Annotated in this window: 12 protein-coding genes; 11 read left to right on the forward strand and 1 reads right to left on the reverse strand. The window is 36.2% G+C overall.

Features of this window, described 5'->3' with window-relative positions; all coding sequences use genetic code 11:
- Positions 1-77 precede the first annotated feature (77 nt).
- Both SJY24_RS12215 and SJY24_RS12220 read left to right on the forward strand, forming a co-directional pair.
- Entirely contained in the window at positions 78-734 is a 657-nt protein-coding gene (locus tag SJY24_RS12215) for a YneB family resolvase-like protein (protein WP_097829137.1), read from the forward strand.
- 45 nt (positions 735-779) lie between these two features.
- The gene (locus SJY24_RS12220) at positions 780-1,019 is read left to right on the forward strand and encodes a DUF896 domain-containing protein (RefSeq protein WP_097829136.1); all 240 of its coding nucleotides are present in this window, start codon (positions 780-782) and stop codon (positions 1,017-1,019) included.
- Positions 1,020-1,060: 41 nt separating this feature from the next.
- On the opposite strand, the gene SJY24_RS12225 is transcribed toward SJY24_RS12220, so the two are convergent.
- Positions 1,061-2,644 (reverse strand): bifunctional metallophosphatase/5'-nucleotidase, encoded by a 1,584-nt coding sequence (locus SJY24_RS12225; protein WP_377864799.1) that lies wholly within the window; start codon positions 2,642-2,644, stop codon positions 1,061-1,063.
- Positions 2,645-2,829: 185 nt separating this feature from the next.
- Here SJY24_RS12225 and SJY24_RS12230 point away from each other — a divergent pair, with 185 nt between their 5' ends.
- From SJY24_RS12230 to SJY24_RS12270, 9 genes are all read left to right on the forward strand, one after another.
- Positions 2,830-3,768, forward strand: a complete 939-nt coding sequence (locus SJY24_RS12230) for a phosphate/phosphite/phosphonate ABC transporter substrate-binding protein (RefSeq protein ID WP_002137777.1) — start codon at positions 2,830-2,832, stop codon at positions 3,766-3,768.
- A gap of 95 nt (positions 3,769-3,863) precedes the next feature.
- Positions 3,864-4,637: a phosphonate ABC transporter ATP-binding protein gene (gene phnC / locus SJY24_RS12235; RefSeq protein ID WP_002033479.1), complete on the forward strand. Its 774-nt coding sequence runs from the start codon at positions 3,864-3,866 to the stop codon at positions 4,635-4,637.
- Positions 4,634-5,428: a phosphonate ABC transporter, permease protein PhnE gene (gene phnE, locus SJY24_RS12240; protein ID WP_377864800.1), complete on the forward strand. Its 795-nt coding sequence runs from the start codon at positions 4,634-4,636 to the stop codon at positions 5,426-5,428. Before phnC ends, phnE (SJY24_RS12240) begins: the two co-directional genes overlap by 4 nt.
- Entirely contained in the window at positions 5,428-6,231 is an 804-nt protein-coding gene (phnE, locus tag SJY24_RS12245; RefSeq protein WP_377864801.1) for a phosphonate ABC transporter, permease protein PhnE, read from the forward strand. Before phnE (SJY24_RS12240) ends, phnE (SJY24_RS12245) begins: the two co-directional genes overlap by 1 nt.
- 303 nt (positions 6,232-6,534) lie before the next feature.
- On the forward strand, positions 6,535-8,535 hold the full coding sequence (gene tkt, locus SJY24_RS12250; RefSeq protein WP_377864803.1) for a transketolase: 2,001 nt from the start codon (positions 6,535-6,537) through the stop codon (positions 8,533-8,535).
- Positions 8,536-8,691: 156 nt separating this feature from the next.
- Positions 8,692-9,132, forward strand: a complete 441-nt coding sequence (sirA, locus tag SJY24_RS12255; RefSeq protein WP_000860649.1) for a sporulation inhibitor of replication protein SirA — start codon at positions 8,692-8,694, stop codon at positions 9,130-9,132.
- Between the two features lie 78 nt (positions 9,133-9,210).
- On the forward strand, positions 9,211-9,432 hold the full coding sequence (locus SJY24_RS12260; RefSeq protein ID WP_001132292.1) for a YneF family protein: 222 nt from the start codon (positions 9,211-9,213) through the stop codon (positions 9,430-9,432).
- 124 nt (positions 9,433-9,556) lie between these two features.
- A complete protein-coding gene (locus SJY24_RS12265; RefSeq protein ID WP_377864804.1) occupies positions 9,557-11,308 on the forward strand; it encodes an ABC transporter transmembrane domain-containing protein in 1,752 nt (583 codons plus the stop codon).
- Positions 11,308-13,071: an ABC transporter ATP-binding protein gene (locus tag SJY24_RS12270; RefSeq protein ID WP_377864806.1), complete on the forward strand. Its 1,764-nt coding sequence runs from the start codon at positions 11,308-11,310 to the stop codon at positions 13,069-13,071. The genes SJY24_RS12265 and SJY24_RS12270 overlap by 1 nt, the downstream gene beginning before the upstream one ends.
- Positions 13,072-13,108: the final 37 nt, after the last annotated feature.

Genomic DNA, 13,108 nt, shown 5'->3' on the forward strand with positions numbered 1-13,108 from the left:
CTACAAACATAAGTTCGAACGAAAGGCGAATTTATGATACACTATAAGGAAAATATAGTGAGAAAGAAGGGTTCAAAATGAATGCAATTATTTATGCACGTGTGAGCACAACAAAAGAAGCGCAGGAAACATCATTATTGCGTCAAAAAGATGAATTATTGCATTTAGCTGAGCGCTATCAAATGAATGTTACAAAGGTGATTGAGGAGCAGGCTAGCGGTTATACAATTGAACGTGATGGCATATTAGAAGTGCTAGATACAATTCGCGATGAACAAGTTGATGTACTTCTAATACAAGATGAAACACGCCTTGGTAGAGGGAATGCGAAAATTGCATTAATGCACTGTTTACATAAAGAGGGAATAAAAGTATATACGCATACGCATAATGGAGAATTAGAACTCTCTGACTCTGATTCGATGGTGCTAGATATAATAGGGATTGTTGAAGAGTATCAAAGAAAGATCCACAATTTAAAAATTAAACGTGGCATGCAAAGGGCGGTAGAGAAAGGATTTCGTCCAGAGAATAATTTGAAAAATCGTCATTTAAGTATAGGACGTGAGAAAAAAGAAGTACCAATTGAGGAAATTGTACGTTTACGCCGGAATGAATTAACTTTTGAAGAAATTGCAGCAACACTTCGTGGTTTTGGTCATGATGTTTCAAAAGCAACTGTACATCGAAGGTATGTAGAATATACAAAGCAATTGCTTGATAAAGAAGACTAACTATTGTATGATAATAATCAGTTTTGAGTAGAAGGGGGATTCGAGATGCCAAGTCAAGAACTCATTGAACGCATTAACTTCTTAGCGAAAAAAGCAAAAGCTGAAGGCTTAACTGAAGAAGAACAACGTGAGCGCCAATCGCTACGTGAACAATATTTAAAAGGATTTCGTCAAAATATGTTAAACGAATTAAAAGGAATTAAAGTCGTTAACGAAGAAGGAACGGATGTTACACCGACGAAATTAAAAGCTTTAAAAAAGCAAGATAATGCAAAATTAAATTAAAAGATGGGCGCAGCCCATCTTTTTTTTATTTGTTAAAATCGTTATTTAATAACTTTCCAGTTGTCATTTTTCGTTGCTTCTATCCTTTTATGCTTCAATATATAGTTAGCGATAAGTTCAGACATATCTGTTGGTATGTCTTTTACTATTGGTTTATTTTGAAACATAAAGAAGTTCCCGCCACCGCTTGCACGATAATTATTCATAACAACGTCATATTCTTCATTCATATTAAGAGAAGCGCCTTTATACTGTAAAGACTCTATTCTCTCCCCAATAGGTTTTGAAATGTTTAATACATACGAAATCCCTTCCCACATATCGTAATTATAGTGCGCAGGTTTTGGTTCTATGAATGCAGGATTAACAATTATATCTCCATCTTCATTTAATGTGAAATAAGTAGCAGAGAGTTCGAGAGCATCTTTTATATCTGCTCCAGTCACTCGAATAACCTGTAATGTGTTTGGATAAATATAATTGGTAACGATATCCCGCATTGTGACATGTTGCGGGAAACCTGGAGATGTATTTTGGAACAAACTTGTACAAGAAATAGAGACATTAGCTATTTCCATCTGTATTTTATTTATGAATTCAATAAAAGGATGGTCTTGCAAACGAGTTTGCATAGCATCTGAAATTCGCATGTCCCCATGAATGATTCCAATAGGTTGATCAAGCCATTTTTGTGTTTTCTCTTCATAATCAGCTACCAAGGAAAGAACATCTTTGTCTGCCTCAATTCCTTGCAAAGGCAATAATTGTGAATAACTCTCTTTCTTCACCCATTTTTGTTCCGTTTTTTCAAATGTTACTGTTACTTTTCCAACTGAATGTCCATTGCATCCGGTCTGTAAAATGGTTACACCATTAATGACTGTGTGAGCGATTTCTCGGTGTTGGTGGCCTGTTAGTAAAATATCTATGCCTTCAATTTCATGGCATATTGCATATCCTTGGTTTTCACCTGTTAAAACTTCAGTCGGTTCTCCAGTTTGTAAATCACGTTCAAATCCTCCGTGATAGGCGACGACTAGTAAATCTGGTTCTTCATGTTCGCGGATGTAAGAAACCCATTTTCTTGTAGTTTCGAATGCGTCTTCGAATAGTAAATCTTTAATGTGATGGGCTTGTTCCCAATTTGGGATGTAATGCGTTGTTACCCCTAAAATAGCAATTTTCATATTTGATCCGATATGTTTTATTATATATGGTTTCCCGAAATAAGGTTCTTTTATGTTTTTATCTAAAATGTTTGCTGCTAGGTACGGGAAGTTTGCAGTATCTACAGCATGATTTAATATATCCATTCCATAATTAAATTCATGATTGCCGATAATTGCAGTGTCATACTCTAAGTAGTTAGCTAATAAGGACATTGGATTTTTCTTATCTTTTTCGTATGTAGCGTAATGATAAGTAAATGGTGTTCCTTGTATAAAGTCACCGTTATCAATCAAAAGAACGTTTGCATTTTGAGAACGTTCTTTTTTTATGAGAGTAGAAATTTTAGCTAAACCAATTTCTGCTTTGGAGTTATCTTGGTAGTGAATTGGATACACAGTACCATGTACATCGCTTGTTAATAAAATATTTAAAGTTACAATTTGATTTTGATTCAACACCATTCACCTTTTCTCTTGTTATCTTTCAATTAATCATATCAAATATATGAAAAGAATTTTAATGTGAATGTATAGAATGTGTAAAGATTCTGTAAATAAGCAATTATTTGTAAAAAATTGTGATATATTTCTTCATGTTTATGGAAGGTTATTTTATAACAACGAAAAATGGAGGCATTAACATGTTGAAAAAAGTTTTTGCAATGAGCACAACAGTTGTACTAGCAGCGGGATTATTAAGTGGATGTGGAACGAAGGAATCAAGTGCAAGTAAAAATGAAGATACGAAAAAAGGTTATGTACCGAAGACGCTAAATGTTCAATTTGTTCCTTCTCAAAATGCAGATACGTTAGAGGCGAAGGCAAAACCATTGGAAAAGCTATTAAGTGATAAATTAAACATTCCGGTAAAAGTTAGTATTTCAACGAATTACAATACAATTGTAGAAGCGATGGCATCTAAGCAAGTAGATGTAGGCTTTTTACCTCCAACAGCGTATGTGTTAGCGCATGAGAAAAAGGCTGCAAACGTAATTTTACAGGCGCAACGTTTTGGGGTAGATGATGAAACTGGAGCTCCCACAAAGGATTTAGTAGATGTTTATAAATCAGAGTTTGTTGTTAAGAAAGATTCTAATATTAATAGTGTAAAAGATTTAAAAGGTAAAAAAATTGGCTATCAAGATGTAACATCATCAGCGGGTTATGTATGGCCTGCGGCTGTATTGTTAAAAGAGGGAATCGATCCGCTAAAGGATGTGAAACCTGTTACATTAAAAGGTCATGATCAGTCACTTATTGCTCTTTTAAATGGTGATGTAGATGCAGCTGTTGTATTCCAAGATGCTCGTAATATTGTAAAAAAAGATTATCCGAATATATTCGATCAAACAAAAATAGTAAAATTTACGGAGAAAATTCCAAACGATACGATTTCTGTACGCTCTGATTTAGATGCAGAGTGGAGCAAGAAATTACAAGATGCTTTCATTGAAATAGGAAAGAATGAGGAAGGGCACAAAATCATTAAAGAAGTATACTCACATGAAGGATATGTTAAATCTGATGATAGTAAATTTGATATCGTTCGTGAATATGGAAAGAAAGTGAAAACGCAATAATACATATGGAAATGGCGACTAACTGGAAAGTGTGTGATTTCAGTTAGTTTGCCGTTTTTCAGTTATTGATAATACATAGAAGGTAGGTAAGATGTGTGATAGAGTTTCGAAATGTTTCCAAAGTGTATCCGAATGGTACAAAAGGATTGAATAATATAAACTTGAAAATTCAAAAAGGTGAGTTTGTTGTAATGGTCGGGCTATCCGGGGCTGGAAAATCTACACTTCTCAGATCGGTAAATCGCCTTCATGAGATCACAGAAGGAGAAATCATTATTGAAGGGGAGTCTATTACTGCTGCAAAAGGAAAAGGATTACGACGCATGCGCCGAGATATTGGTATGATTTTTCAAAGCTTTAACCTTGTGAAGCGATCAACAGTACTGAAGAATGTATTAGCTGGGCGGGTTGGATATCATTCTACATTGCGTACAACGTTAGGTCTGTTTCCGAAAGAGGATGTGGAGCTTGCATTCCAGGCGTTGAATAGAGTGAATATCTCAGAAAAAGCATATGCACGAGCTGATGAATTATCAGGGGGACAACAGCAACGTGTATCAATTGCTAGAGCATTGGCACAAGAAGCAAAAATCATATTGGCAGATGAGCCTGTTGCTTCGTTAGATCCACTGACAACAAAGCAAGTAATGGATGATTTGAAGAAAATTAATGAAGATTTTGGAATTACGACAATTGTAAATTTACATTCTATTGATTTAGCGAGGCAATATGCTACTCGTATTATTGGATTACATGCTGGTGAAATTGTTTTTGATGGATTAGTAGAAGAGGCAACGGATGAAAAGTTCGCTGAAATTTATGGGGACGTAGCTCAGAAAAGCGCATTATTAGAGGTGGCAGCAAAATGAATGAAGTGACGATATATTCGAAATCGATACCGAAGCCGCCGAGTAAATTGAAACATATGTTAACGGTTATTCTAGTTATTTTACTGTTGTGGGGTAGTAGTGTACAGGTCGACGCATCATTTTCAAAACTAGTAGTTGGTTTTCCAAATATGATGGATTTATTGAAGGAAATGGTGCCACCAGATTGGAGTTATTTTCAAATTATTACAACAGCGATGTTAGATACAATACGTATGGCGATTATTGGAACGACTTTAGGGGCGATTTTAGCCATTCCACTTGCACTATTTGCGGCAAGTAATGTATTTACTAGTGCATTTTTGTACAGTCCAGCTCGATTGGTTTTAAATTTTATACGAACAATACCAGATTTATTATTAGCGGCTATTTTTGTAGCGATTTTTGGAATAGGACCACTTCCAGGTATTTTGGCTCTTACTTGTTTCTCGGTTGGACTCGTAGCGAAATTATTGTATGAGTCAATTGAATCAATTGATCCAGGTCCATTAGAAGCGATGACAGCTGTAGGAGCGAATAAGGTGCAATGGATAGTTTATGGGGTCATTCCGCAAGTGAAAGCGCACTTCGTCTCCTATGTACTTTATACATTTGAGGTGAATGTACGTGCAGCAGCTGTTCTAGGTTTAGTAGGAGCAGGTGGTATTGGATTATATTATGATCGTACACTTGGGTTTTTACAATATCAACAAACTGCTTCCATTATTATTTATACCCTTGTTGTTGTATTGCTAATTGATTATATAAGTACATTGTTGCGGGAGAAATTATAATGAGTAAAACGACGATAATCATACCAAAACCGAAGAAACTGAGTGTAAATCGCTGGATTATTTTTATAGCACTTACAGTTGTATATGTATGGGCCTTTTCAGGAGTCCCGTTAGAGGGAATAAAGAATACGGCGGGAGAAATTACAAAAGCAATTATGACAGGCGTATTGAACCCAGATTGGTCGTATGTATCTTTGCCAGATGGTGAAGATTTATTACATGGTTTAATTGATACGTTGGCAATTGCGATATTAGGTACATTTATTTCTGCTTTTTTATCTGTTCCATTTGCTTTTTGGGCGGCAACGAATATGAGTAGTGGAAAATTAACTTCAGGAACTGGGAAATTTGTACTTAGTTTTGTTCGTACATTTCCAGAATTAGTTATGGCCCTTTTATTTATAAAAGCTGTTGGTCCAGGCTCTTTTGCCGGAGTTCTAGCTTTAGGGTTACACTCTATCGGAATGTTAGGGAAACTATATTCGGAAGGAATTGAAAATATAGATAAGGGACCGACGGAAGCGTTAATTGCAACGGGTGTAAATCGGTTTCAAATACTTTGGTATGCGGTATTACCACAAGTGTTACCGGATTTTCTATCGTATACGTTATACAGGTTCGAAATTAATGTACGATCCGCTGCGATTTTAGGTGTTATTGGAGCAGGTGGTATTGGTACGCCATTAATTTTTGCACTTAGTTCACGTAATTGGTCTCGTGTGGGAATTATTTTATTAGGTATCATTTTAATGGTAATTATAATTGATTTTATTTCAAGTTCTATTCGTAAGCGAATTATTTAACTTATTTTAAAAGCGTCTAATTCAGATGCTTTTTTGTATTTTTAAGTGTTTATCAAAAAAGTTGGTATAGAATAAATTAGTGTATTTGTATAAAAATGCAGATAATTCCCTTTCTTCCTAAAATAAAAACAATAAAAAAGTATGTCATATTGAATGCCCATACATTACCGGAATCATTGATTTTTTTATAAAATATCAAAAAAACATCAACATATTTGTCGATACATGTTGTATAATCTTGCGTGGGAAGCTATCATATAAATGTATAAAACGTTTACTAACATACGCGAAGGGAAGAATAGCATGTCACATTCAATCGAACAACTTTCTATCAACACGATTCGCACATTATCCATTGATGCGATTGAAAAAGCAAACTCTGGTCACCCAGGAATGCCAATGGGTGCAGCACCAATGGCTTATACATTATGGACTCAATTTATGAAACACAATCCAAATAACCCAACGTGGTTTAACCGCGATCGTTTCGTATTATCTGCAGGTCATGGTTCAATGTTACTATACAGCCTACTTCACCTATCTGGTTATGATGTAACAATGGATGACTTAAAGAACTTCCGTCAATGGGGAAGCAAAACTCCAGGACATCCTGAGTACGGTCATACAGCAGGTGTAGACGCAACTACTGGTCCACTTGGACAAGGTATTGCAACTGCTGTAGGTATGGCAATGGCTGAAAGACATTTAGCGGCTAAATACAACCGTGATGCGTATAATGTAGTAGATCATCATACATACGCTATTTGTGGTGATGGAGATTTAATGGAAGGCGTTTCTGCTGAAGCATCTTCATTAGCTGCTCATTTACAATTAGGTCGTCTTGTTGTACTTTACGATTCAAACGATATTTCATTAGATGGCGATTTAAATCGTTCATTCTCTGAAAGTGTAGAAGATCGTTACAAAGCATACGGCTGGCAAGTAATCCGTGTTGAGGATGGAAACGATATTGAAGCAATCGCAAAAGCAATTGAAGAAGCGAAAGCTGACGAAAAACGCCCAACGCTAATTGAAGTAAGAACGACAATTGGTTTCGGTTCTCCAAACAAATCAGGAAAATCAGCTTCACATGGTTCTCCACTTGGTGTAGACGAAACAAAATTAACGAAAGAAGCATACGCTTGGACTGCTGAACAAGACTTCCATGTAGCAGAAGAAGTATATGACAACTTCCGTAAAACAGTACAAGATGTTGGTGAAACGACGCAAGCTGCGTGGAACACGATGCTCGGTGAATATGCACAAGCATATCCAGAATTAGCAAACGAACTGCAAGCAGCAATGAACGGTCTTCTTCCAGAAGGTTGGGAACAAAGCTTACCAACTTATGAATTAGGATCAAAAGCAGCAACACGTAATTCTTCAGGTGCTGTAATTAATGCAATTGCAGAGTCTGTACCATCGTTCTTCGGTGGATCTGCTGACCTTGCTGGTTCTAACAAAACATACATGAATAACGAAAAAGACTTTACAAGAGCTGATTACAGCGGAAAAAACATTTGGTACGGTGTGCGTGAGTTTGCGATGGGTGCAGCAATGAACGGTATCGCACTTCATGGCGGTTTAAAAACTTACGGTGGTACGTTCTTCGTATTCTCTGACTACTTACGTCCAGCAATTCGTCTTGCAGCATTAATGCAATTGCCTGTAACGTATGTATTTACACATGACAGTATTGCTGTTGGTGAAGATGGTCCAACACATGAACCAATCGAACAATTAGCAGCACTTCGTGCAATGCCAAACGTTTCTGTTATTCGTCCAGCAGACGGTAACGAATCAGTTGCAGCTTGGAGACTAGCTCTAGAATCAACGAAAACACCAACTGCATTAGTGTTAACTCGTCAAGATCTTCCAACATTAGAAGGTGCAAAAGACGACACTTATGAAAAAGTAGCAAAAGGTGCATATGTAGTTTCTGCAAGCAAAAAAGAAACTGCTGATGTAATCTTAATTGCAACTGGATCTGAAGTAAGCTTAGCAATTGAAGCGCAAAAAGCTCTAGCAGCAGACGGCGTTGATGCAGCTGTTGTTAGCATGCCATCTATGGATCGCTTTGAAGCTCAAACTGCTGAGTACAAAGAATCTGTACTACCAAAAGCGGTAACGAAACGTTTCGCAATTGAAATGGGTGCTACAATCGGATGGCACCGTTACGTAGGTCTTGATGGAGATGTACTAGGTATCGATACATTCGGTGCTTCTGCTCCTGGTGAGAAGATTATGGAAGAGTATGGATTTACTGTAGAGAACGTTGTTCGTAAAGTAAAAGAAATGCTTTAATGATTTTAGAAAAATCTCTCCAGCATGGGGAGATTTTTCTATGTAGTTGAGTTTTTTCGACAGAAAAAGTTTTTTCTCTCTCCGTAGTCAGACAATCATTGCAAATTTTCTCTTATATAATGTAGGGAAAAGGTTGTCCAGATTGGGAGGGGAAAAATGAAAACGTATGAATTGTATTTAATTCAAGAGGATATTGCGAAAGCTTACTTTGGTCGTGAATATTTGTTTTTTGATTTATTTGCTCGATTTTCAGAATCTGGGTCCCTTTCGGAGAAGAAAGTATTATATAAACAAATGACGTATATTACGATGCCGTTACAAGTAATGAAAATTCATCATAAATTAGAACAAGCTTTGCGTGTTCTTGGCAAATATGAAAGAACGAATTATACTCATACGCTTTATACAGGAGCTGAATACGGCGAAATAGTCGTGAAATCACAATATATTCGAATGAATACTTCTGGAAATGTATCCATGGAAACAACTTTCTTTGAGGTGCTTAGAAAGTGTGAGTTAACATTTTTAGCGATGGATTATGAAAATAAAAAGTACGGCTGGTTAAATCCTCTAAAACAAGTACGAACATATGTGTAAAAAATGTCGAATAGTATCTTGTCTTATTGAAAAGGTTTTAGTACACTGTAAGGTAGACAACATGAAGGAGGAAAAGATATGCCAATGTGGTTAGGTATTCTAGTGGGCGTAGTAGCACTAGTAGCAGGCGTGGCGTTAGGATTTTTCATTGCCCGCAAATATATGATGAATTACTTACAAAAAAATCCACCAATTAACGAACAAATGCTAAAAATGATGATGATGCAAATGGGGCAAAAACCTTCCCAAAAGAAAATCAATCAAATGATGAGCGCGATGAACAAGCAACAAACGAAATAAGCGCTAAAGGGCACTCTTACCGAGTGTCCTTTTCTTTTGGGTATAATAAGTGTTTAAAACTTTTAAAAATTCTGTGTTTTTGATAAACTGAAAACATCGCTCATTTTAAGGGAGGAGGATAAATATGAAAGTGTTTTTTAATTTAGCTTGGTTTTTTAAGCAAGAAAAACGAGCGTACATAATCGGCATTATTATGTTATTTGGTGTCGCGCTTCTTGAACTTGTAGCGCCAAGAGTACTAGGGATTGTAGTAGATGAAATTAATAATGGAACATTAACGTCTGAAAAATTGTTGAACTGGGTTATTCTATTAGTAGTTGTAGGAATTGCGATGTATATATTACGTTACTTATGGCGTATTATGATTTTTGGATCTTCTTTAAAACTAGCTCGTCAACTGCGAAAGAATCTATATGAACATTTTACTAAGATGAGCCCATCCTTTTATCAATCACGTCGCACAGGCGATTTGATGGCACATGCGACAAATGATATTCAGGCGATTCAGCAAACTGCGGGGTCAGGTGTTTTAACACTCGTTGATTCATTAGCTGTTGGAGGATGTGTACTCGTAGCGATGGGATTTACAATTAGTTGGAAGTTAACGTTATTAAGTTTAATTCCGATGCCAATTGTAGCTATTTCTACAAATTATTATGGAACTTTATTGCATAGAAGATTTCATAAGGCACAGCAATCGTTTTCTGAAATCAACGATAAAGTACAAGAAAGTATGAGTGGGATGAAGGTAATTCGCTCACTTGGACAAGAGAAAGAGGATTTACAAGCGTTTCGGAAAAAATCTGAAGATGTCGTACATAAAAATATGCTAGTTGCACGTATTGACTCGTTATTCGATCCAACGATTTCCTTAATTGTCGGATTTTCATTTTTGATCGCAATTTGTTACGGATCATTATTAGTCGTACGGGGTGAATTAACTGTAGGGGAATTGGTAACATTTACAACGTACTTAGGGACACTTGTATGGCCAATGTTAGCGTTTGGATGGCTATTTAATATTATGGAGCGTGGACGTGCTTCGTATGATCGTGTGGAGAAAATACTTTCACAAACTTCAGATGTAGTGAATAGGGACAATGCTATAAATACTATAGCAAGTGGTGATGTTTCGTTCGCTGTTGATTCGTTTTCTTATAAAAAGAATGAACTATTAAACTTAAAAGATATTTACTTTAATTTAAGAAAAGGTGAAACGTTAGGAATTGTAGGACGTACCGGTTCAGGGAAGACGACGTTGTTAAAATGTTTAATTCGAGAGTATGATCATTTTAATGGTGAATTAAAAGTTGGGGAGCGGGATATTCGAGATTTAACACTTCACGGTGTGCGTTCTGCAATTTCATATGTACCACAAGATCACTTTTTATTTTCAGCGAGTATTGGGGAGAACATTGCTTTTGGAAAGGCCGATGCTACATATAAAGAAATTAGCCGAGCTGCTGATATTGCTTGTATTCATAATGATATATTTCAATTTCCAGAAGGGTATGACACTGTAGTAGGTGAAAGGGGCGTTTCACTATCGGGAGGTCAAAAACAGAGAATCTCTATTGCGCGTGCATTATTAACGAATGCTGAAATTTTAATATTAGATGATTGTTTATCAGCCGTAGATGCAAAAACAGAAGAAACTATTTTAACTGCATTGAAACGAGAAAGGGCAGAGAAAACGACGATTATTACTGCCCATCGTTTAAGTGCTATTCAGCATGCAAATCTTATTCTTGTTATTGATGAAGGTAGGGTTATGCAGCGAGGGAAACATGAGCAATTAATGAAAGAAAATGGTTGGTATAAAGAAATGTACGAAAGCCAGCAGTTAGAGGCATTAGTAGAGAAAGGAGGCGTATGATGGCTGAGAAAAAACGGAGTGATTTAAGAAGGTTGCTTTCTTATATGAGGCCTTATAAAGGGTTATTAGCGTTAGCATTTTTATTTCTAGTTGGTGCAACTGTAACTGAAATGATGGGTCCTTTTTTAATTAAACAATTTCTTGATGAACACTTAGTGCCAGGTAACTTTGAACAATCAGCACTTGTAACCCTATTTGTAGTGTATATTATTGCTCATTTATTAAAAGTATTATTTACTTATTTAGACTTATTGTACTTTCAAAATATCGCTTTTAAGATTGTCCAAGATATGCGAGTTGAAGTGTATGAACATGTTCAAAAATTGTCATTAAGCTTCTTTGATCGTACGCCGATTGGTACGCTCGTATCCCGCATAACGAATGATACAGAAGCGATTAAGGATTTTTATGTTAGTGTACTATCAACATTCGTAAAAAATGTAGTCTTTTTAGTAGGGATTTTAGTAGCGATGTTTTTATTAGATGTAAAATTAGCGCTGTTTTCGCTCATATTAATTCCGATAATGTTTGCAATTATGGTGTTGTATCAACGGAAAAGTGCAGCTTTTTATTTAGAGGTACGTAATCAGCTGAGTATATTAAATGCAAAGTTAAATGAGTCCATTCAAGGTATGAATATTGTTCAGGTATTCCGGCAAGAAAAGCGGATGAGAAAAGAATTTGAAGAAGTGAACAATAAACATTTTAGTGCTGGACGTCGTACATTGAAATTAGATGCATTACTTTTACGTCCAGCAACAGATCTTGTTCATATTGTAGCAATTGCGTTAGTACTTGGTTTATTCGGAATCGATGCTTTAAAGAGTCCTGTTGAAGTAGGGGTTTTATATGCTTTCGTTAACTATATTCATCGTTTCTTCCAGCCGATAAATGAGATGATGATGAAACTATCTTTCTTCCAGCAAGCGCTTGTTTCATCATCGCGTGTATTTCATTTAATGGATGATAAAGATTTAGCGCCTGTTCAAATGGGGAGTGAACAGCCACGAGTAGATAATGGGGAAATTCAGTTTAAAGATGTTACTTTTTCATATGATGGAAAGCGTGACGTTTTAAAAAATGTATCTTTTCACGTAAAGCCAGGGCAAACGGTTGCTTTCGTAGGGCATACTGGTAGCGGAAAGAGTACGATTATGAATTTATTAATGAGATTTTACAATATTAAATCAGGAAACATTGTAATAGACGGAGTAGATTTAGAGAAGTTTGAAGAACAAGAAATTCGAAAGAAAATTGGTCTTGTGCTGCAAGATGCATTTTTATTTGCTGGAAATGTAAAGCAAAACATTCGTATGTATAATGAAGAGATTACGGATGAAGAGATAGAGGAAGCGGCAAAGTTTGTGCAAGCGAATACGTTTATTGAAAAATTACCAGAGCAGTATGATACAGAAGTTGTCGAAAGAGGAGCCGCATTTTCTAGTGGTCAAAGGCAATTAATTGCTTTTGCTAGAACGATAGCAACCAATCCGAAAGTATTAGTGTTAGATGAAGCGACGGCAAATATTGATACAGAAACAGAGGAGGCTATCCAAACGGCATTGCAGCAAATGCGAAAAGGTAGAACAACGATAGCGATTGCGCACAGATTGTCTACAATCCAAGATGCGGATCAAATATTTGTTATGCATGAAGGGGAAATTGTAGAAAGCGGAACACATCAAGAGTTACTTAGTAAACAAGGACTTTATTACAATATGTACTTACTGCAAAATAAAGGTAGTTTGCAAAAGGCTTTGTAATTACAAGGCCTTTTTTGCGGTGTTAAAAGTGTATTAA

The organism is Bacillus sp. R86525, from assembly GCF_042466195.1.
Classification (GTDB): Bacteria; Bacillota; Bacilli; order Bacillales; family Bacillaceae_G; genus Bacillus_A; species Bacillus_A nitratireducens.